Raw genomic sequence first — 20,308 nt, forward strand, 5'->3', positions numbered from 1 at the left:
GAGGCTAAGTTAAGTTTGAAAGCTTGCAGCCCTTGAAGGATAAGGGGCGAAGCATATTTTCTTAATTATGGAACGAAAGTCATCACAAAAATAATCACAGATGACACAAAGGGGAAATCACAGTGAATAAAACTCAACTAGTAGAACAAATCGCAGAAAACGCAGACATCTCTAAAGCATCAGCTGGTCGCGCTCTAGACGCATTCATCGATGCAGTGAGTGGTACGCTTCAGTCTGGTGATCAAGTTGCTCTTGTTGGCTTCGGTACATTCAGCGTCCGTACTCGTGCAGCGCGCACTGGCCGCAACCCAAAAACTGGTGATGAAATCCAAATCGCGGAAGCTAAAGTACCTTCTTTCAAAGCTGGTAAAGCTCTAAAAGACGCTTGTAACTAATTTTTTGCGTCGATGACGCTGATCTGGTTCAGCGAACGGCCGTTGCATGATTTTTGTCCAAACAGTCAGATTTGAACAAAAATTTACAAACTAAGAGCCGAACTTTCTTAAATTATGCGCATCCTACTGATGCGCATTTCTTTTTCTGATATTATCGCGACATTACATTTTCTATTAGAAGCAGTCGGCTTCAATTGTGGAGAGCAGTTAAATTATGATGGATCGACTACGCGAAGGCGTGAATAGCATCGCGGTCAAAATTATCCTTGGACTTATAATCCTTTCTTTCGTATTTGCTGGTGTAGGAAGCTACATCGTTGGTGGTAACAACAACGCAGCGGCGAAAGTAGGTAACACCGAGATTGCTCGTGGTGAGTTCGAGATGGCTTACCAAAATGAGCGTAACCGCATGCAAGCTCAATTGGGTGATTACTTCTCTCAAATGCTGGCTGACCCTGCATACGTTGAATCTTTCCGCAAATCTGTTCTAGATCGTATGATCAATGACGTGCTGCTTGACCAACAAGCAGAGGCACTTGGCCTGCGCATTAGCGATGCTCAGGTACGTAGCATGATTCTAGATATGCCTCAGTTCCAATCGAACGGGAAATTCGACCAAGAGATCTACCAAGCATCTCTGCGTCGTGCAGGTTTCTCTCCAGATTCTTTTGCTGAGTACATGCGTCGTGAATTGGTTCGTGAGCAACTGTTGAACGCACTACAAACCAGTGAATTCACTCTACCTGGCGAAGTTCAATCTGAAGGTAAATTGTTCACTCAGACTCGTGACGTTCGCACGATCACTATCGATTTGAATGAGTTTGCTAAGAAGGTAGATCTGACTGACGAAGAAATTCAAGACTACTACAAAGCAAACCCAGAAATGTTCACTCGTCCTGAGCAAGTTAAGGTTGCTTACATTGAGCTTTCAGCTGACGAGCTTAAGAAGCAAATCCAAATTTCTGACGAAGACGTTAAGAAATACTACGATGAGCACCTAGACAAATACTCTACAGAAGAGCAGCGTCGCGTAGCACACATCCTTGTTGAGGGTGATGATGAGGCGAAAGCACAAGCGATTCTTGACGAGTTAAACGGTGGTGCTGACTTCGCTAAACTAGCAGAAGAAAAATCAAACGACTTTGGTAGCGCGGAAAACGGCGGTGACCTAGGTTGGATTGAACGCGACGTGATGGATCCTGCATTCGAAGAGGCAGCATTCGCACTTAAGAACCCTGGTGATATCACAGGTCTAGTGAAGTCTGACTTCGGCTACCACATCATCAAGCTAGAAGAGCTTAAAGGTGCGGTTGCTAAGCCGTTCTCTGAAGTAGCAGCTGAAATCAAACAAGAAATGGTTGACCAGAAAGCGGTTGATCAATTCTACGAACTGCAAAACGAACTTGAGAAAGTGGCGTTTGAATACCCAGATTCTCTAGACGATGCTTCTAAAGCCGTTGGTCAGAAAGTGAAGACAACGGACTTCATCTCTCAAGTTGATGCGCCTGAGGTTATTAAGAACCAAGCGGTAATGCAAGCAATCTTGAGCCCAGAAGTGAAAGAAGATGGTCTGAACTCTGAAGCTATCGAAGTGGCGCCAGAGCACATCATCGTCGTTCGTGTTGAAGATGCTCGTGACGAGACGGTTCTTCCTCTTGCTGACGTGAAAGACCAAGTGGTTGCTGAACTGTCTCGCGTTAAAGGTGAGCAAGGTGCAATTGAACTAGGTACTAAAGTTGTCGCGGCTCTGAAAGATGGCAACAAAGACATTCTTGCAGAAAACAACCTAGCGTTTGGTGAGCAAGATTCTGTTGATCGTCGTTCTCCACTCGCTGCAACAGTATTCGCTATGGCGAAACCTGAAGGTGACAAGCCTGTATACGGTCAATCTAAAGATCTAGACGGTAACGTTGTGGTTATAGAGCTTGATGCGGTACACGCAGAGCTAGACAGTACGCTAGAAGAGCAAGTTGCGATGCAAATGCAACGTGCTTCGTCTCAACAAGATCTTACTTCGGTAATTGCAGTACTGCGCGCAAACACTGACATTGAGTACTTTGTTGTGAGCAACTAAGCATTACTGATGTAATTTGCATGTTAACTAAAACGGGTCGCATTAGCGGCCCGTTTTATTTTTATCTGAAGAAACTTCTATACAAACAGCGCTTTGACTAGAGTAGTTTTCGTTCTGATACAACTACTCAAGGGAGATTGCTCAAATGAAATGGATGTTAACACTGTGCTTATTGATACTCGCGCCGATGAGCTGGGCGGAAACAAAGACTAAAGCGGATAAGTATGAAGGTATTGAGATTACGGTTAACGTTAACTCTGCCACTGCACAAGAGATTGCGACGCTACTTAATGGTATTGGTGAGAAGAAAGCGCAAGATATTGTTGAGTATCGCAACGAGCACGGCCCATTTAAAACCGCTGCGGATCTTACAAAGGTGAAAGGCATCGGTGAGGCGACTGTGAAGAAGAACGAAGACCGCATCCTGCTGTAATCGACGTTCTTGCCATTAAAAGCAAAGTTTTTGTTTCCTAATTACTGCTTTCCCGAACCAAGCCTCTTTACTGGTTCGGGATTTTTTTACTCTTTTTTGGGGCTATTTACAGAGTAGTGGTGAGCTGGCTTTCAATTCTCTAATCTTTAGCCAAAGATACGACGATGGGTCAGTTTCTCTAACCAAGCCATACTCAAACCACCTATTGCACCAAACAGATGAGCATCTACCGCCACACGAGCCCCAATCATTGCCGCAGTGCTTGTTGAAGGGCCGTAGAACTGCTCCCAAGCGACTTTAGTAATTAAACCGCCTACTAGCACTAAACTGCTTCTTCTACCGTCGAAAACCTCAGCCAGCGCCCAGAAGCCGAATAAGCCGTGCAGCACACCAGACAGCCCGACGTAAACCGACATATTGGTGAACAAGTTCATTGCACCAACGAAGGTACACAAAACGAGAAATACGATGGTGAAATTACGCACGGTAGGGCGGAAGATAAACCCGATCACCCATAAACCAGCGAGATTCATCCCGAGGTGAGCAAAGTTGGTATGCGTGAGATTTCCTGTTACGATTCGCCACCATTCGCCGTGGCGTATATTGTAGGCGTGCCATTCGGTTAGGCTTGCCATTGGTTCGAATTGCAGTATTAAACAGATAACGCTGATGATGCTCAGCAATGTAAAAAGGTTCACTCTATGTCTCGTTATTGTTCTCAGTGTGGAAAATCGCGCAAAGCATGTATTTGCCAATGGATTGTACCGCTAGCAAACGAGGTTGAACTTATCATCCTTCAGCATATGAGTGAAGAAAATCGTCCTCTTGGTACGGCACGAATTCTCAATTTGAGCCTAGTTCATTGTACTTGTTTGATCGGAGAAGACTTTTCAGATACCGAGGCCTTGAATGTGTTGCTTGAGGATGACACTTATCAACATTTCATTCTTTACCCTTCAGAACAATCGTTGTGCCTTTCAGAGTTGGCGATGGCTGGAGAGGTGGCAGATAAGAAAACACGGTTGATTTTACTCGATGGTACTTGGAAGAAAGCCTACAAAATGTGGCAACTTTCGACCAACTTGCACTCCATTCCAACAGTGAAACTGCCAGAGGATCTGCAAGGTCATTACACCATTCGTAAGGCACCATCGAACAACAGCTTATCTACCGTGGAAGCCGGCTTTCATGCACTGAGCCTGATGGAGTCTGGGAAAGATTTCACGCCTTTGTTAACGGCGTTTGAGAAGATGATTGAATTTCAAATCGCCCAGATGCCTCCGGGCGTATTTGAAAAGAACTATCTGAAAGGCGAGTAGAGAACCGGTGGAGCACTCTCTATAAGACGATTGAGGAGAAAAGCTGTCGATGCAGCTTTTGTGCGTGGCCATCGGTCATCGCCGAGATGTAATCCGCTATCACACGCATTTTCGCGCTCTCGTTAGCCACCTCTTGCCACAATGCTTGGGTATGTGTCGGAAGTAAGCGTTCAGGATCCGCACTTAACGCTTCAAACAAATCCATAATGATTTGTTGCCCTTTGTACTCAACAATCTGAACCTGATGTACTTGAATTACATACTTGCTAACGAAGTGTTTGAGTACTTCAAGTGCTTTTGCCATCTGTGGTTCTAAACACGCGTTCCAAGCCAACAAGGGGTTGCTGAAAGGTTCATCTACGACCTTGATTGAAATACTGGTCAGCAGCGCATTGACCATGCCGCCAATCGCATCTTTACGCTCATGATGTTTACCACTAAACAGCATTTGCCCAATTGAGCCAATGTGCTCTTCAAACCACGCATCGCCGCAATCGGCCAATTGACTGGCTGCGCCTTCTTGCCATTGCTGACGAGTGACCATTCCTAGCACAATTGCATCTTCCAAGTCATGCACGCCATAAGCGATGTCGTCTGCAAGCTCCATAATTGAACAGTCGAGCGATTTGAATCGTGTTTTACAGTGCTCAAAATCCGATTCTGGACGACAGCGCATTTGGCTTAACAAGGCTTTGTCGTTGTCGGTTAATGGTGCAATGACCCAATCGAACAAATCTTTATCACAGTCGTAAATGCCTTTTGCGGGGCTCCAGTCTTTGGCTTTCAATTTGCGCTGGTGCTCGACTGGTTTCGGCAGGCAAACCGCGCGAGTTTGACTAAGCAAGGCTGGGTACTTGATCAGACCGAGTAAGGCTCGGCGCGATAAATTCATGCCAAAGTGCTCGGTATAGGGTTCTAACTTGGTGACGATGCGGAAGGTTTGGGCATTGCCTTCAAAGCCACCATGCTCACGCATCATGTAGTTCAGCGCGACTTCGCCACCATGGCCATAGGGTGGGTGGCCAATATCGTGCGCCAAACAGAGTGAATCAATCAAGCTGTCAGACGGTAGAAGGTCTCGAAACTCAGGCTGTTTCTTCTTAAGTTGAGCCACAATGCCCGTACCCAATTGCGCAGCTTCGAGAGAGTGAGTCAATCGGGTACGGTGAAAGTCCTCCAAGCTGTTTCCATGGACTTGAGTTTTTGCCTGCAATCGACGGAAGGCAGCCGAGTGCAGAATACGAGCTCGGTCTCGTTGGTAGGGGCTACGATGATCGTCACGACGGATCTTGTGCTCATCATCATGGCGCTCTTGCCATAAGGCATCTAATTCAAACGACACTTTTCTCTCCATCAATTAGCTGATTTCATCCAGCGATAATTCAAAACTTGGGGCAAAGGTATAAAGGAAGTATTCCATTTCCGGGGTTTTGCGTTCTTGCAGTGTGATGTCGAGACGCTTTTTAGCCAAGGCAAACTCGTGGTTGCCAGCACTCAACTCTTCGAGGCATTTAAGGTATGCGCAGATAGAGTCTGCTTGCTTGACGATCAATGCATCTTCTTCGTGCGCAGAGTGCGATAACAAATAGGGCGCAAAATCATCTTGGAATTCTTCTGGCAGCATAGATAACAGCTTTTGCTCAGCTGCCGCTTCTATCTTCTTATATTCTTTGGAAATTTCTGGGTTGTAATACTTTACTGGGGTTGGAAGGTCACCCGTTAAGACTTCACTGGAATCGTGGTACATAGCGAGAATAGCGATGCGTTCAGGGTTTAAGTTGCCGCTAAACTTTTTGTTTTTGATTAGGGCGAGGGCATGAGCAACAAACGCGACTTGCAAGCTGTGTTCAGAAACGTTTTCCGGTGATACCGAGCGCATCAAGGGCCAGCGTTGGATGAGCTTCATTCGTGCCAAGTGGGCGAAAAAATGGCTTTCTTTCATTGCTGTCTCCAATTTTGATTCTGATACAAAAAAAAGGAGCTCACTAGGAGCTCCTCTAAGCATATGAGAGATCAGCACTAATTACTACTGGCTGTAGGTCGTCAAGAATCGTTCAAAGCGACCAATCGCGGTTTCGAGATCTTCTACGTGAGGTAGAGTTACGATACGGAAGTGATCGGGCTTCGGCCAGTTAAAGCCAGAACCCTGAACCAACAAGACCTTTTCTTGTTTCAAGAAGTCCAACACCATTTGTTGGTCATTTTTGATGTTGTACATCTTGGTATCGATTTTCGGGAATAAGTACATCGCGCCTTTTGGCTTCACACACGAAACCCCAGGGATCTGGTTGATCAGTTCGTAAGCACGATTACGTTGCTCAAGCAGACGGCCACCTGGCAGGACCAGCTCGTTAATGCTTTGGTAGCCACCCAATGCGGTTTGGATTGCGTGTTGCATTGGCACGTTAGCACACAGGCGCATGGAAGACAGCAGTTCAAGACCGTTAATGTAGCCTTGTGCTAAATGTTTAGGGCCAGTTAGGAACATCCAGCCACCACGGAAGCCACAAACACGGTACGCCTTCGACAGGCCGTTGAAGGTCATCACCAATACGTCGTCGGTTAGTGTTGCAACTGATGTGTGTGTTGCACCGTCGTAAAGCACTTTGTCGTAGATTTCATCGGCGAAGATCATCAGTTTGTGCTGACGTGCAATCTCAATCACTTCCAACAGGAAGTCGCGGCTGTACACAGCACCCGTTGGGTTGTTCGGGTTGATCAGAACAATACCGCGTGTTTTTGGCGTGATTTTCTTTTTGATGTCTTCTAGGTCTGGATACCAGTCTGCGGCTTCGTCACATAGGTAATGAACAGGCTTACCGCCAGACAACGCAACAGATGCAGTCCACAAGGGGTAATCTGGTGCTGGGATCAGCATTTCGTCACCGTTATTCAGAAGCGCTTGCATTGCCATCACGATTAGCTCTGAAACGCCGTTACCTACGTAGACATCTTCAACATCGAGCGAACGAATGCCCTTGCGCTGGTAATGCTGCACGACAGCTTTACGCGCAGAGTAGATACCTTTGGAATCACAATAACCTTGAGAAGTCGGTAGATTGCGGATGACATCTACTAGAATCTCATCAGGGGCGTCAAAGCCAAATGGGGCGGGGTTGCCAATATTTAGCTTTAGGATTTTATGCCCCTCTTCCTCCATGCGTTTAGCATGTTTGAGTACAGGACCCCTAATGTCGTAGCAGACATTATCGAGTTTCGACGACATCTCGATATTTTGCATTGTATAATTCCTAAAAAATCATTTATTTCTTTATTAAAATACAATAATTTGCTTTTTATTAGAATATAAATCCGAAAATTATCCGTCTTGTGGTCGAGTTTTGTTTATACTTCCTTTCAGAGTCAAAGAAAAAATACTGTAGGATCTTGATTTGCTTTGGGTCTAAACTTAGAGTAGCCGTCAGTTTCCTTAATCCTCACAAATTTCGAGGTTGATTTGTCACAGTTCCATCAAGCCGTAAAGAGAATTATCGAGCGAGTTCAGCAAACGGAAGGCGATCAAACACGTTTAGTCGAGCCACTCAGCGAGAAACCCAATTTCGCGTTTATTGACTGGCTTGAAGCACAACCACTTTTTCCCAAGTTTTACTGGCAGTCCCGTGATACTCGTGAAGAAGTTGTTGCCCTGGGTCAGCTCCATTCATTTGTTGAGCCCGGCCCAGCTTATATGATCCTTGGCGAAGGCCAACGCGTGTGGGGTGGTCGCTCTTTCGATGGTCAGCACGAGAAGAATCGTCGCTGCATGCCTTCTTTCTTTTTTCTACCGCAAATCGAGCTGATTCGATTTGATCAGCAATGGTCACTCGCGGTGAATATCTCAGAAGATAAAACACGTACATTAGCAGGCTTGAAAAAGTTGGTATGTGGCGTGCATAGTCTTGCGCCAATTTCATCCCATATTCGCTCAATTGATCATGCGCCAACACAGCCTGAATGGAACGCGTTGGTCGAAAAGGTGCTCACAGGCATCGACAACGATGAGTTTAAAAAAGTGGTTCTGGCTCGCAAATCGACAGTTATGTTGGATTCAACACTTTCTGCTGCGCAGCTTCTTAAAGCGAGCTACCTAAATAACCATCACAGCTTTCACTTTTTGCTGAGTTTAGACAGCAAGCACAGCTTTATGGGCTCGACGCCAGAGCGACTTTACTCGCGAGTGGGGCATGAGCTGCACACGGAAGCGTTGGCTGGCACGATCGGCCGCGGTGACAATCCGACGCAAGACATGGAGCTGGCGAACTGGTTGTCGCAAGATTCTAAGAACCTCAACGAAAACCAATATGTGGTGGATGACATCATTGATCGGTTAACACCGCATTCGGAGCGTGTTGAGGTAGAAAATGAGCCTCGATTGGTTCGTCTGAGAAAGGTCCAACATCTTAAGCGTAGTATTAATGCGGATCTGAAAGCGGGCATCAACGGTGTTCAATTGCTTTCAGCTTTACAGCCAACCGCCGCCGTGGCCGGTTTACCGCGCAAAGCGTCGATGCAATTTATATTGGATAACGAGCCGTTTGCACGCGGCTGGTATGCAGGCTCGATGGGATATATTAGCCATGAGCGTGCAGAGTTTTGCGTCGCAATAAGAAGTGCGTTGGTTTTGAGTGACCAAGTACAACTGTTTGCTGGCGCGGGTATTGTTCCTGGCTCCATTGCAGAACACGAATGGGCCGAGTTAGATAAAAAAATGTCGACGTTACTTTCTCTTATTTCAGACCACCCGCCGCTTGGGGTTGCATCATGAGTGTAGATCAAGCTGTTTTAAATCGCATTTGGTCTGAAACCATCCTGACAGAATTGAACCGCTTTGGTGTGAATCACGTTTGTATTGCACCCGGTTCTCGCTCCACACCTTTAACGGTCGAGGCGGCAGATAACCCAAATTTTACCATTCACACGCACTTTGATGAGCGTGGCTTGGGCTTTATGGCTCTGGGACTTGCTAAAGCAAGTAAAGAACCAGTGGCGCTGATTGTTACATCGGGTACAGCGGTGGCGAACTTGTTACCTGCGATTGCAGAAGCAAAACTGACGGGTGAAAAGCTGGTGGTGCTAACTGCAGACCGTCCGGTTGAACTGGTGGGTTGCGGTGCAAACCAAGCTATTAATCAGTTAGGCATCTTCGCCGAACATGTGTCAGACAGTTTAAATCTGCCGAGCCCAACACTATCAACACCTCTAAATTGGCTACTGACTTCTGTCGATGAGGTGATGTTTACGCAACGCCTAAGAGGCAGTGCGGTACACATTAACTGTGCGTTTCCAGAGCCTTTGTACTCCAACACAGACAAGAGTACCTATCAGGGTTACCTTGATACCGTTGCCGGTTGGAGAGACAGCAAAGTCACATATTGCCAACGCTTCAATCCAAAAACCAGCAGTGCAATACCAAGCTGTGGTGACAACAAAGGCTTGGTAGTCATCGGCAGCTTGCCTTTGATTCAAGCGCAAGCGGCACGTACATTTGCTGAGCAGATGGGATGGCCAGTACTGGCTGACCCACAAAGTGGTGTGAGCTCAGATTGGGCACATTTCGATTTATGGCTGCAAAATCCAAGAATGGCGAGTCAGCTTGATGACTGTGATTTGATTGTTCAGTTTGGCAGCCGAATCATTTCTAAACGTTTTAACCATTGGCTAGAGAAGCATGTATCACGCAACCAGCAGGGTGGTGATACACAATATTGGTTTGTCTCTCCTCGGTTAGACCGTGACAACCAGAGCCATTTACCTCAATGGCACTGGGCTGAGCAACCTAGCGCTTGGGTAGAACGCACGTCGGGTTTCTCATCAGAACACGCTGGCTGGGCAGATAAGTTGGCAGCGGACATCAAGCAGGTCACGCAGCATGCCAAAGGGCTGTTTATTTCGGATCCTAAGAGTGAGTTAAGTGAAATTGCATTGGCGATTGATGTTGCCGAGCGCGCTCAAGGTGTGGATCTGTTTGTCGGCAATAGTTTGTTTGTTCGTTTAATCGACATGTTCGGTAAGCTTGATAACACAGAGGTTTTCACTAACCGTGGAGCGTCTGGCATTGATGGCCTGTTTGCTACTGCAAGTGGTGTACAACGCGCGCGGAATAATCCGATGTTGATGTTTATTGGCGACACTTCTGCGTTATATGGCTTGAACTCGTTGGCACTGTTTACGCACAGTGAGCTCCCTTCGGTCTTGGTGATCGCCAATAATGATGGCGGTGCGATTTTTGATTTGTTGCCAGTGCCGCAGGAACATCGTGAGTCGTTCTACCAAATGCCTCATGGTTACGAGTTTGAGCACGCTGCGAAACAGTTCGGTTTGCAGTATCGGAAGCCAAGCTCGTTAGCGGAATACCAATCCTTGGTTTCCGAACATTTTGCTTCAGGGCAGGGCGCATTGGTGGTCGAAGTGCAAACGCCATCGAACCAAGCTGTCGAGCATTTAAAATCCTTCGATAAGAATTTGCATGCTCTATTCTGAGCGCTTCCCAGCAACGGAAAAGCACCAAGGTGGCATTTTGCCTACCCTGGTGTTTTTACATGGTTTGCTTGGCAGTGGCGAGGATTGGCAACAGTGCTTGAGCGCTTTACCTCAGTATGACCGAGTAACGATTGACTTACCCGGTCATGGACACAGCCAATCTATTTTTTGCAGCGATCTGAATGATTGCTGCAAATTACTCAATTCCGCACTATCTTTACTATTTACTTCGCAACAACCACTTATCCTGATTGGTTACTCAATGGGTGGACGCATTGCTATGCATGGCCTTGCTCACCAATGTTTTCCAGAACCCAATATTTGTGGTGCCATTGTTGAAGGAGGAAACTTTGGGCTTCAAAGCGAGTCAGACAGACAGGCACGATTCGATAACGATTCACGCTGGGCTAAGCGTTTCAAAACTGAGCCTCTTGCCTGTGTTTTGAACGATTGGTACCAACAGTTGGTCTTTTCTTCACTAAACCATGAGCAAAGACAAACATTGGTGGCGAAACGAAGTGCTAATCTTGGTTCAGCGGTGGCGAATATGTTGATTGCGACATCATTGGCGAAGCAATCTTATCTGTTGCCAGCATTGCAGCAACAATCAGTTCCGCTTTATTACCTCTGCGGCGAAAAAGACAAAAAATTTAGTCAACTGGCTGAGAAAAGCGGGTTGGCGTATCGACAAATTGAGGGGGCTGGACATAACGTCCATCAAGAGCAACCACAACGATTTGCGATGCAAGTTGATCAAATAATTCATTCTCACTTTGAGTGAGAGCAACGAGAACAATGGGAATCACCATGGCTAAAACAGTAGGCATTTCTGAAGAAGAACTTTACGCTCCAGTTCAATGGAAAGATTGCGGCGACAAATACGAGGATATCCACTACCACAAATCTGAAGATGGTATCGCGAAAATCACCATTGCACGCCCTCAAGTACGTAACGCGTTCCGTCCTCAAACGGTAAAAGAGATGATTGATGCGTTAGCAGACGCACGCTATGACTCAGGTGTTGGCGTAATCATTCTGACTGGTCTAGGTGAAGACGCATTCTGTTCTGGCGGTGACCAGAAGATCCGTGGCGACTACGGCGGCTACAAAGACGACCAAGGTACGCACCACCTAAACGTATTGGACTTCCAACGTGATATTCGCACTTGTCCAAAACCAGTGATCGCATCTGTAGCTGGTTGGGCAGTGGGCGGTGGTCATGTACTGCACATGATGTGTGACCTAACGATTGCTGCTGACAACGCTCAATTTGGTCAAACAGGTCCTAAAGTGGGCTCATTTGACGGCGGTTGGGGAGCATCTTACATGGCTCGCATCGTAGGCCAAAAGAAAGCACGCGAAATCTGGTTCCTATGTCGTTTCTACAACGCTCAAGAAGCGGTAGACATGGGCCTAGTAAACACAGTTGTACTACTAGCGGATCTAGAGAAAGAAACTGTTCGTTGGTGTCGTGAAGTTCTGCAACACAGCCCAATGGCACTGCGTTGCTTGAAAGCTGCATTGAACGCGGACTGTGATGGTCAAGCGGGTCTGCAAGAACTTGCGGGTAACGCGACTATGATGTTCTACATGACAGATGAAGGCCAAGAAGGTCGTAACGCATTCAACGAGAAACGTCGCCCAGACTTCGACAAGTTCCCTCGTAACCCATAATCCGTATAGAAGAGGAGCCTTTGTGCTCCTCTGTTTCGTTTTTCGTCCTGAGCGTCTCGCCCTCTGGGAGACTAGCGAGTTCTCTCGTTAAAAAAGCTCAGAATATACGGCATTACATAGGATTCGAATTATGCGTAAAGCGAAGATTTACCGTTACTGTCTACCAATGGACAGTGGCGTAATACTACGTGATAACAAGCTGACGGAACGTAAAGGTTATATCCTTGAATTAACGGAAGATGACAAGGTTGGTCGCGGTGAAGTTGCCCCTTTGGTTGGCTTTAGCCTAGAAGGCACTGAGGAAGCGGGCATTCAGCTGCAAGCGCAAGCAGAGCGCTGGGTGGCAAACTTGCCTTTAGATTACAACCACATGTACCCATCGGTTGCATTTGGTCTGTCTATGGCCCATTTGGAGCTTGAAGGCGGTTTACCTGCACAAGGTAAGTACCAAGTCGCCCCACTGTGTAACGGTGACCCAGACGATCTGATCCCGAAACTGAACGAAATGGAAGGCGAAAAAGTCGCGAAAGTAAAAGTGGGTTTGTATGAACCTATTCGTGACGGCATGTTGGTGAACTTGTTCCTTGAGTCGATTCCACAGCTGACGCTTCGTCTTGATGCTAACCGTGCTTGGACGCCAGAAAAAGCGCAGCAGTTTGCTAAGTATATTGCACCGTCACTGCGCCAGCGTATTACCTTCTTGGAAGAGCCATGCCGCTCTCCGGGTGATAGCCTGTCTTTTGCAATCAATACAGGTATTGCAATCGCGTGGGATGAAACACTGCAAGATGCGGTTCGCCGTGAAGACTTCAGCTTGGAAGATCTCACTGGCGTAAAAACCATCATCATCAAGCCAACGCTGATCGGCTCAGTTGATTTCTGTATTAAGCTGATTGAAAAGGCGAAGACGTTAGGTATTAAAGCCGTAGTCAGTTCAAGCATTGAATCAAGCCTTGGCCTGAACCAGCTTGCTCGATTAGCGCAATGGCAACTACCTAATGAGATCCCAGGTTTAGATACCATTGGTTTGTTCAAAGCGCAGCTAGAGCAGGGTTGGCCGAAGTGTGAACTTCCAGTTCTTCCGCTATCTGAGCAGGAGTTAGTGTGGCATTCAGCATAGATACTATTGCGATTGCACCATGGAAATATTGGGCTCAAGTGAGCCCTTTTTCTGTTGCGCTTGAGACAATCAAAGAGCAAGTTAACTGGCAGCAATTGACTGCTCGTGTTGACTTGTATTCTCGCTACCTCCAACAACAGGGTGTCGCGAGTGGAGACGTGGTGACGCTAGTCGGTAAGAACCGAGTTGAAACCTTGTGGTTTTATCTTTCCGCTCAGCAGATAGGCGCAATTGCTGCGTTGACCATGCCGCAGCCTTTTGAGGCTCTCTCAGGTAAGTTAACGACGCTATATAAGCCAACTCAACAACGTTTCGTGTGGTTTGCTGATGGTGTTGCCAGTGGCTACTCAGAACAGCAGTTATCGCAACTAGGTATCATCCAGCTTTCGACTCTGGATAGCGAATCGCAAAGTGACCAAAGTGACCAAAGTGAAGTTGACACTTCACACGAAGGCTACGCACATGATGCTTTAGCGTCTATTGTGTTTACCTCTGGCTCGACAGGCACCCCTAAAGCCGTGGTGCATACTCATCGTCAGCACCTGGCTTCTGCTCAAGGTCTGTTAAGCGAATTCCAATTCAACCATCAAGATACTTGGCTGCTTTCCTTGCCGCTTTACCACGTGTCCGGCTTGGCGATTGTCTATCGCTGGCTATTTGCTGGTGCAACACTCAAAGTGGGGGGCGGAAATTTTGCTGAAGACATTGTTGGTGTCTCTCACGCTTCTTTAGTTGCGACCCAGCTTAAGCGTTTACTGGATGAACAAATCGAATTGTCTCTCTCGCATGTCTTACTCGGCGGCAGTCATGTTGCTCATGAGTTGGCACTGCGAGCAACACAGCAAGGCATTGAAACTTGGCTGGGTTATGGCATGACAGAAGCCGCCTCAACCGTAACTGCAAAGCAAATTGATAGCATCAGTAATGCGGGTCATCTATTGCAAAATCGTGATATTAGGCTGGTGGACGAGCGTATTTATATCGGCGGACAAACGTTAGCAGCAGGCTATTTCAAGCAAGGCTTAGTTACCTCACTTCTGAATGAAAATGGTTGGTTTGACAGCAAGGATCTTGGAGAGTGGCAAGGCGACGAACTCAAGATCATTGGTCGAGCAGATAACCAATTTATCTCCGGCGGTGAGAATGTTCACTGTGAAGAAATTGAAGCAGTACTGAACCAAATTGAGAGTATTTCACAAAGCATAGTTGTGCCGGTAGAAGATGTTGAATTTGGACATCGATCAGTTGCTGTGATTCAAACAGAGTTGTTACTGGACAAAGCTCAATACGAACAACATCTGCAAACTAAGCTAGAAAAATTCAAATGGCCAGTGGCGTATTACGCAATGCCTCAAACTCTGTTGAATGGGGGAATCAAAATTTCGCGCAAAGCGGTGAAAGACTGGTTAAAAAATAAAGTACAAAACGGTGACTAAGCGTTTTTTGCTAAAGAAAGCCTGTGCTTTTGGTAGCTCTACACCTGAATAACGGTTGTAGATTTCAGAGGAAATAATACTCACTAAGATGCCGATGAACTGGTTGTTGTTTTTGTTGAATACATCTGGCCCTTCATTTGTAGCCACATCCATTAGCTTTTCCTTTAGGTTACGAACATCGAACTAAAATGAAAACCTTTATCTCTTGGATAGAAAGCCAACTTAGTTGATTTCGCAATGAATTAGTCGAAAAGGGAATTTCGTATCCTTATAACTCTGAATCATAATCATGCTCAAAGATTAAGGAATAAAGCATAAGGTTCAGGATGATCAAATTAGCGTTAGCGGCAGCGGTGTTATTGCAAATCGGCATTGCTGTCAGCACTGAGGGCTTAACACGCTCGTTAGCCGAGTTAACCGCCTTTCTGGTTGCGATTGCTTTAGTGTTGGTACACAGAAGCCAAAGCGCACAAAAAGAAGAGCTAACTCAGCCAGATAAAATCAATCAAGGTTTAGCTGAAAAGTAGCCAGCCAAGTGAGGTTGTTGAAATCAGTACCCATAGCGTTACACCAAACATCAGCGGTTTTGCGCCTGCTGACTTCAGTTTCGATACTGAAATACTGCAACCAATCAAGAATAGACACACCACAAGGGCTTGCTTAGCAATAGCAAAAATGCCTTGGTACACCACTTCAAATTGTGGGAAGAAGTCGCTGAATGCAATCGCAGCGCAGTACCATAAAATGAAGTAAGGAATGACTAACTTACTTTTGCCTTCCTCTTCGTTTCCACGAGAAAAGATCACGGCACTGATCAGTGCGACAGGAATGATCCACAATGCGCGAGCAAGCTTCAATGTTGTTGCGGTAGTCAATGCTTCTTCACCATACGCAGATGCCGCACCCACAACGGAAGATGTATCATGAATCGCAATCGCAGCCCAGGTTCCGAACGTATGCTGGTCCAAACCAATAGCGTGACCAATTACAGGGAAGATAAACAACGCCAGTGAGTTCAGAACGAAAACCGTTGCAAGTGCAAGACCGATTTGTTCGTCCTTTGCTTTAATCGCTGGGGCGACCGCAGCAATCGCGCTACCACCACAAATGGCAGTGCCAGAAGCAATCAAATACGCCGTTGTGCGTTCTAGTTTTATTGCTTTGGCGATCATCATGCCGATCACAAGCGTTCCAAGAATAGTCGCGATGATCAGGCCGATGCCGTCAGAAGTGACCGCAAGTGCTTGGTCAAAGTGAATCCCAAAGCCCAAACCAATAATAGAATAAGAAAGCAACTTCTTAGTAAATGAAGCAATAGGAAGCTCTGTCGGTACTAGGCTAAAACTCGCCAGTAGAAAACCGATCACAAGCGCAATAGGAGAGGACACAAAAGGGGTTAAACAAAACAGCAGTGCCAATCCAAAGGGGATATTCTTTGTATTCAAGGGTGTCGTTCGTTGTTATGAGTTAAAGCGTGAAGTATACAGTAACGCTTTGGGTCAGAAAGTCTTAATGAATTGAACATATGTTCAGTAAAACTAAACACATGTTCAACATTCCAAAATTATCTTGTGGTGAATCTAGCGCCAGTCGCCGCGAAGCGCTTGCACCTTTTCAAACATGGTTTGTGCACTGGCTTGCTTTGGATCAACAGGCGTGCCTGCTTCGATTTCTAACTTAGACCAGAAACGCGTTGGTAGCCCTTTGCACGCGCGACCTTTTGCACGGCTGAAATAGCTGCCCCACAAGCCTTTTAGCGCCATTGGAATGACGGGGACTGGACTGCGACGAAGTATAATATCGATACCGCGCATGAACTCGTTCATCTCACCATCAGAGGTTAGCCGCCCTTCAGGGAAGATACACACAATATGACCTTCACTCAGTGCTTTCTCGACATCATTGAATGCACGGCGGATAGACGTTCGGTTACTTGCAGAAATAGGGATCACTCCAGCTCGACGAAGGAAACCTCGTAGAGGAGGAAGATTTGCGTAGTCTTCTTCCATCACAAATCGAATCAGGCGATGGCAAACTGCACTTAATAGCAGTGAGTCCATGTAGCTGACATGGTTACAGACGATCAACGCACCACCTTGTTCTGGAAGGTGATGTAAGTTCTTATGCTTTACTCGGTATATGGTGTGAGTGACCACCCACATCGCAAAGCGCACGACAAAGATAGGGATCTGGAGGAATATGTATGCAGCGACCAAAAAATTCAGGATTGCCAGAAGCGCGAACAGTTGAGGAATGCTCATCTCAAGCACGCTCAGGAAAATAATGCCTAATACAGCGCTGCCGACCATGAACAGAGAGTTAAAGATGTTCAAGCCTGCAATCACTTGTGCTCGTTCTGTCTCTCTCGCTCGGTGTTGCATCAGGGCATAAAGTGGGACGATAAACAAACCACCCGAAACACCGATCATCAGTAGATAGAAGAATAGAGGCCAGAAAGCGTCATAGCTAACGAACTCTGCGAAAGTGTGGAATCGAGGTAAGTCCGTTGGAATCGATATTGCCATCAAGAAACCGAAAATGGTGATCCCCAAAGCACCGATCGGTACGATACCCACTTCGATGCGGTGCTTCGACAGCAAGTTACACGCCATAGAGCCGACAGCAATACCCACCGAGAAAAGTCCTAAAAGGAAAGAAACCGCGCTTTCTGTGCCGTTCAAATAGACCTTGGTGAAGTTCGGGAACTGAGTCAGATAAGCCGCACCTAAGAACCAGAACCAGCTGATTGCCATGATGCATTGAAAGACAATTCGATCAGACTTCGCGATGGAAAGCGTCAGTTTGGTTTGCTTGTAAGGTTGCCACTTAAATTGAATATCTGGAGCGCCTGCTGAAGCAAAAGGGATAAATCGGCTGGAGAGGTAGCCGAGCACTGCAAAGATAACAACGCAGAATGCAGCAAGATATTTGGCATTGTCTGTGGATGCGATAAGACCTGCGCCCAGCGTACCGACCAAAATCGCGATAAACGTACCCGCTTCGACTAAGGCGTTACCAGGGACTAACTCTTTCTCGTTGAGTTGCTGAGGAAGCAGTGCGTATTTGACCGGCCCAAAGAACGCGGATTGCGTGCCCATCAAGAAAAGCAGTAAGAGCAGCACGCCGTAACTTTCAGTGATGAAACCAATCGCGCCCAGTAGCATTATGCCGATTTCAAACAGCTTAACCTTACGAATAAACCAAGACTTCTCGTATTTATCAGCTAGCACCCCTGCGGATGCGGAAAATAAGAAGAAAGGCAGTATAAATAAGCCTGCCGCTAAGTTAATAAACAGGTTGCTAGAGATCGGTAGTGCACTAGAGCCAGCAAAGGCCACAAACAGCAACAGTACGTTTTTGAATATGTTGTCGTTGAAAGCTCCGAAAAACTGGGTGACAAAATAAGGGAGGAACTTTCGCTGCCTAAGCAAAGACGACTGGCTGTCTGATGACATGAATAATCCTTTATTACCAGCTGATCAGGTAGTTTGAAATCAGGTTATCAATAAGCTCTTTACCATCAATTGGTTCGCTAGAAAAAAACTTATCATCGACGCTTAGTAGCGTGATTCCATGTACCCCAGACCATAAAACGCGACTCGCTTGTAACACTTCAGATTCGGTTCGGTGTGGTGCAATTTGCGCAAGCAGCAATTCCAACATGCCAGTCATGCCATCGATGCGTTTTGCATGCCACTCTGGAAGCTCCGCACCGTTCATGTTGTGCTCAAATACCAGTTGCCAGCGATGAGGATGCTTTTGTGCGAAGTCGTGGTAACAGTAGGCCAGTTCAAAAAGTGCCTGATGAGTATCCTTACTATTTTTTGTCGCGGCGACGGCTTCTTGTTGCAACTCATCCAGAGTTTGGGCCACGGCATGTAAAAGCAGTAGGTTGTAGTTACCAAAGATATTAACAAGCGTGCTTGGTACGTAACCAATCATGTTCGCAATCTTACGAAGACTAAGCTCGTGGTAAGAATTCTCTTCTAAAAAGTCTTTGACTGTGGAAAGCGTCAAGTTGACTAGCTCTTCTCTGGTGTGATCGTTTCTGCGCGCCATAATTTAAAACTACTTATTGAACATCGTTCAATATGATAGTCAGCTACTGATTGAGCGTCAATAACGCAAACAAGTCAAAAACCTATGGATTGGCAATATTCTGATACATGTCTTCTACTATGGAATGTTTCATTGTTGTATCTGAAGGAGTATGATGGTTATATCTCATATTTAGCGTGCTACTGATATTGGATGCTTGTTCATCACATTGTTCGGCAGCATAGTTAAGTACTTATCGTCAATTTTAAGGATAACGATGAAACGTTTATTTTCGATTGTCGCCCTACTGATGGTTACCGTTGCTGTAACACCTATCGCGGAAGCGAAGAAGTTTGGTGGTGGTAAGTCTTTCGGTAAGAGCTATAAAACGGCTCCTGCTCCTAAACAGCAGCAACAAAACACAAACACCATTGGTAAAGAACAAGGTGCTAAATCGTCAAGCAAGAAAGGCTTGATGGGCGGCTTACTTGGTGGTCTTCTTGCTGGTGGTCTATTGGCAGCATTCTTTGGTGGTGCGTTCGAAGGTATCCAGTTTATGGATATCCTGATCATTGGTTTGATTGCATTTGTTATCTTCAAACTGATGCGCGGCATGCTTGGTGCTAAGCAAGGCAGTATGAATCAGCATCGTCAACAGCCAGCATTTGGTGGCAACGCTTCTAAGTTCGAGCAACCAAACATGCAGAACTTTGAGCAACAACCAAACACAAACGCAGGTGGCTTTGGCGGTTTCGGTTCACAAACTGACATCCCGCATAACTACCCACCGGGTTTTGACCAAGCAGCATTCATTAATGGCTCTCGTGAGCACTACCGAATCCTGCAAGGTGCTTGGAACCACAACCAACTTCATACTATCGAAGAGTACGTTTCTCCAAGCCTATTCGAAGACTTGAAAGCAGAACGTGCGAAGCTAGATGGCGAGCAACATACTGATGTTATGTACGTAGATGCGGAAATTGTTCGTGCTGACTACGATGCAAGCAAAGCGCAGCTTAGCCTACAGTTCAGCGGTCGTTATCGTGATGCAGAGGAAGGTATCGAAGAAGATATCGAAGATATCTGGCACCTAGAGCGTGACCTAACGGTACCAAACGCACCTTGGTTGATTGTTGGTATTCAAGGTTAATCACCAACAGCGTTCAATTTAGTCTTAGTGAAATCCCGCTTTCGAGCGGGATTTTTTATGTCTGGAGATCAGAGAATCAAAACCTATCTATATAACTTCGAGTGGTTAAAGTCGAGCGAATAGGGTTCTTACAAGGGAAGCGATGAGTCACACAATAGGAAATAGTGAAGATAGAACGTAAGCGCTCCA

Annotated in this window: 20 protein-coding genes; 12 read left to right on the forward strand and 8 right to left on the reverse strand. The window is 46.3% G+C overall.

The genetic code is table 11. The features are described from left to right. Positions 1-122: 122 nt before the first annotated feature. The 3 genes from KIV40_RS19940 (at position 123) to KIV40_RS19950 (ending at position 2,902) form a co-directional block, all read left to right on the forward strand. Positions 123-395, forward strand: a complete 273-nt coding sequence (locus KIV40_RS19940; RefSeq protein ID WP_012127310.1) for an HU family DNA-binding protein — start codon at positions 123-125, stop codon at positions 393-395. A gap of 214 nt (positions 396-609) precedes the next feature. Beyond that, on the forward strand, positions 610-2,469 hold the full coding sequence (ppiD, locus tag KIV40_RS19945) for a peptidylprolyl isomerase (protein ID WP_012127311.1): 1,860 nt from the start codon (positions 610-612) through the stop codon (positions 2,467-2,469). Positions 2,470-2,614: 145 nt separating this feature from the next. Next, the gene (locus KIV40_RS19950; protein ID WP_012127312.1) at positions 2,615-2,902 is read left to right on the forward strand and encodes a helix-hairpin-helix domain-containing protein; all 288 of its coding nucleotides are present in this window, start codon (positions 2,615-2,617) and stop codon (positions 2,900-2,902) included. A 146-nt stretch (positions 2,903-3,048) separates the two neighbouring features. Here the strand turns inward: KIV40_RS19950 and rrtA are convergent, their stop codons facing one another. Further along, positions 3,049-3,600, reverse strand: coding sequence for a rhombosortase (rrtA, locus tag KIV40_RS19955; protein WP_285350921.1), 552 nt, complete (start codon positions 3,598-3,600; stop codon positions 3,049-3,051). A gap of 3 nt (positions 3,601-3,603) precedes the next feature. Between rrtA and KIV40_RS19960 the strand changes: the two genes are divergently transcribed. Beyond that, on the forward strand, positions 3,604-4,221 hold the full coding sequence (locus KIV40_RS19960; RefSeq protein ID WP_021017860.1) for a tRNA-uridine aminocarboxypropyltransferase: 618 nt from the start codon (positions 3,604-3,606) through the stop codon (positions 4,219-4,221). Positions 4,222-4,240: 19 nt separating this feature from the next. On the opposite strand, the gene KIV40_RS19965 is transcribed toward KIV40_RS19960, so the two are convergent. The 3 genes from KIV40_RS19965 to KIV40_RS19975 all read right to left on the reverse strand — a co-directional run bounded on the left by KIV40_RS19965 (position 4,241) and on the right by KIV40_RS19975 (position 7,462). Beyond that, positions 4,241-5,575, reverse strand: a complete 1,335-nt coding sequence (locus tag KIV40_RS19965) for an anti-phage deoxyguanosine triphosphatase (protein ID WP_012127315.1) — start codon at positions 5,573-5,575, stop codon at positions 4,241-4,243. 3 nt (positions 5,576-5,578) lie between these two features. Then, complete coding sequence (yfbR, locus tag KIV40_RS19970; RefSeq protein WP_041853219.1) at positions 5,579-6,163, reverse strand: 5'-deoxynucleotidase; 585 nt, start codon at positions 6,161-6,163, stop codon at positions 5,579-5,581. An 84-nt stretch (positions 6,164-6,247) separates the two neighbouring features. Beyond that, positions 6,248-7,462, reverse strand: a complete 1,215-nt coding sequence (locus KIV40_RS19975; RefSeq protein WP_012127317.1) for a pyridoxal phosphate-dependent aminotransferase — start codon at positions 7,460-7,462, stop codon at positions 6,248-6,250. Positions 7,463-7,678: 216 nt separating this feature from the next. Here KIV40_RS19975 and KIV40_RS19980 point away from each other — a divergent pair, with 216 nt between their 5' ends. The 6 genes from KIV40_RS19980 to menE all read left to right on the forward strand — a co-directional run bounded on the left by KIV40_RS19980 (position 7,679) and on the right by menE (position 14,931). Further along, positions 7,679-8,986 carry an isochorismate synthase MenF gene (locus KIV40_RS19980; protein WP_012127318.1) on the forward strand — a complete coding sequence of 436 codons (1,308 nt, stop codon included), beginning with the start codon at positions 7,679-7,681 and terminating at the stop codon, positions 8,984-8,986. Continuing rightward, the gene (gene menD / locus KIV40_RS19985) at positions 8,983-10,701 is read left to right on the forward strand and encodes a 2-succinyl-5-enolpyruvyl-6-hydroxy-3-cyclohexene-1-carboxylic-acid synthase (protein WP_012127319.1); all 1,719 of its coding nucleotides are present in this window, start codon (positions 8,983-8,985) and stop codon (positions 10,699-10,701) included. The genes KIV40_RS19980 and menD overlap by 4 nt, the downstream gene beginning before the upstream one ends. Further along, positions 10,688-11,482: a 2-succinyl-6-hydroxy-2,4-cyclohexadiene-1-carboxylate synthase gene (gene menH, locus KIV40_RS19990; RefSeq protein WP_285350925.1), complete on the forward strand. Its 795-nt coding sequence runs from the start codon at positions 10,688-10,690 to the stop codon at positions 11,480-11,482. Before menD ends, menH begins: the two co-directional genes overlap by 14 nt. A gap of 26 nt (positions 11,483-11,508) precedes the next feature. Beyond that, positions 11,509-12,375: a 1,4-dihydroxy-2-naphthoyl-CoA synthase gene (gene menB / locus KIV40_RS19995; protein ID WP_041853218.1), complete on the forward strand. Its 867-nt coding sequence runs from the start codon at positions 11,509-11,511 to the stop codon at positions 12,373-12,375. A gap of 130 nt (positions 12,376-12,505) precedes the next feature. Continuing rightward, positions 12,506-13,495 carry an o-succinylbenzoate synthase gene (gene menC, locus KIV40_RS20000; protein ID WP_012127322.1) on the forward strand — a complete coding sequence of 330 codons (990 nt, stop codon included), beginning with the start codon at positions 12,506-12,508 and terminating at the stop codon, positions 13,493-13,495. Beyond that, positions 13,480-14,931 carry an o-succinylbenzoate--CoA ligase gene (menE, locus tag KIV40_RS20005; protein ID WP_012127323.1) on the forward strand — a complete coding sequence of 484 codons (1,452 nt, stop codon included), beginning with the start codon at positions 13,480-13,482 and terminating at the stop codon, positions 14,929-14,931. The genes menC and menE overlap by 16 nt, the downstream gene beginning before the upstream one ends. On the opposite strand, the gene KIV40_RS20010 is transcribed toward menE, so the two are convergent. Next, positions 14,902-15,084, reverse strand: coding sequence for a hypothetical protein (locus KIV40_RS20010; RefSeq protein ID WP_375164871.1), 183 nt, complete (start codon positions 15,082-15,084; stop codon positions 14,902-14,904). The two genes, menE and KIV40_RS20010, sit on opposite strands and share 30 nt — an antisense overlap. Before the next feature lie 173 nt (positions 15,085-15,257). On the opposite strand from KIV40_RS20010, the gene KIV40_RS20015 reads away from it, so the two are divergent. After that, positions 15,258-15,458, forward strand: a complete 201-nt coding sequence (locus KIV40_RS20015; protein ID WP_012127325.1) for a hypothetical protein — start codon at positions 15,258-15,260, stop codon at positions 15,456-15,458. On the opposite strand, the gene KIV40_RS20020 is transcribed toward KIV40_RS20015, so the two are convergent. The 3 genes from KIV40_RS20020 to KIV40_RS20030 form a co-directional block, all read right to left on the reverse strand. After that, positions 15,444-16,349 (reverse strand): YeiH family protein, encoded by a 906-nt coding sequence (locus KIV40_RS20020; protein WP_021017858.1) that lies wholly within the window; start codon positions 16,347-16,349, stop codon positions 15,444-15,446. The two genes, KIV40_RS20015 and KIV40_RS20020, sit on opposite strands and share 15 nt — an antisense overlap. A gap of 162 nt (positions 16,350-16,511) precedes the next feature. Beyond that, on the reverse strand, positions 16,512-18,386 hold the full coding sequence (locus KIV40_RS20025) for an MFS transporter (protein ID WP_012127327.1): 1,875 nt from the start codon (positions 18,384-18,386) through the stop codon (positions 16,512-16,514). 13 nt (positions 18,387-18,399) lie between these two features. Continuing rightward, the gene (locus KIV40_RS20030; RefSeq protein ID WP_012127328.1) at positions 18,400-18,990 is read right to left on the reverse strand and encodes a TetR/AcrR family transcriptional regulator; all 591 of its coding nucleotides are present in this window, start codon (positions 18,988-18,990) and stop codon (positions 18,400-18,402) included. A 256-nt stretch (positions 18,991-19,246) separates the two neighbouring features. Between KIV40_RS20030 and KIV40_RS20035 the strand changes: the two genes are divergently transcribed. Next, positions 19,247-20,119 (forward strand): Tim44 domain-containing protein, encoded by an 873-nt coding sequence (locus tag KIV40_RS20035; protein WP_012127329.1) that lies wholly within the window; start codon positions 19,247-19,249, stop codon positions 20,117-20,119. Positions 20,120-20,308 lie beyond the last annotated feature (189 nt).

Source organism: Vibrio sp. D173a (assembly GCF_030248475.1).

Excerpts from the sequence above, each read along its gene's own strand:
- KIV40_RS19950 (WP_012127312.1), top strand. The coding sequence starts at position 2,615 with ATGAAATGGATGTTAACACTGTGCTTATTGATACTCGCGCCGATGAGC.
- ppiD (WP_012127311.1), top strand. The coding sequence starts at position 610 with ATGATGGATCGACTACGCGAAGGCGTGAATAGCATCGCGGTCAAAATT.
- menB (WP_041853218.1), top strand. The coding sequence starts at position 11,509 with ATGGCTAAAACAGTAGGCATTTCTGAAGAAGAACTTTACGCTCCAGTT.
- KIV40_RS20015 (WP_012127325.1), top strand. The coding sequence starts at position 15,258 with ATGATCAAATTAGCGTTAGCGGCAGCGGTGTTATTGCAAATCGGCATT.
- KIV40_RS19965 (WP_012127315.1), bottom strand. The coding sequence starts at position 5,575 with ATGGAGAGAAAAGTGTCGTTTGAATTAGATGCCTTATGGCAAGAGCGC.
- yfbR (WP_041853219.1), bottom strand. The coding sequence starts at position 6,163 with ATGAAAGAAAGCCATTTTTTCGCCCACTTGGCACGAATGAAGCTCATC.
- KIV40_RS19960 (WP_021017860.1), top strand. The coding sequence starts at position 3,604 with ATGTCTCGTTATTGTTCTCAGTGTGGAAAATCGCGCAAAGCATGTATT.
- KIV40_RS19975 (WP_012127317.1), bottom strand. The coding sequence starts at position 7,462 with ATGCAAAATATCGAGATGTCGTCGAAACTCGATAATGTCTGCTACGAC.
- menD (WP_012127319.1), top strand. The coding sequence starts at position 8,983 with ATGAGTGTAGATCAAGCTGTTTTAAATCGCATTTGGTCTGAAACCATC.
- KIV40_RS20025 (WP_012127327.1), bottom strand. The coding sequence starts at position 18,386 with ATGTCATCAGACAGCCAGTCGTCTTTGCTTAGGCAGCGAAAGTTCCTC.
- KIV40_RS20030 (WP_012127328.1), bottom strand. The coding sequence starts at position 18,990 with ATGGCGCGCAGAAACGATCACACCAGAGAAGAGCTAGTCAACTTGACG.
- menC (WP_012127322.1), top strand. The coding sequence starts at position 12,506 with ATGCGTAAAGCGAAGATTTACCGTTACTGTCTACCAATGGACAGTGGC.
- menH (WP_285350925.1), top strand. The coding sequence starts at position 10,688 with ATGCTCTATTCTGAGCGCTTCCCAGCAACGGAAAAGCACCAAGGTGGC.
- KIV40_RS20010 (WP_375164871.1), bottom strand. The coding sequence starts at position 15,084 with ATGGATGTGGCTACAAATGAAGGGCCAGATGTATTCAACAAAAACAAC.
- KIV40_RS20035 (WP_012127329.1), top strand. The coding sequence starts at position 19,247 with ATGAAACGTTTATTTTCGATTGTCGCCCTACTGATGGTTACCGTTGCT.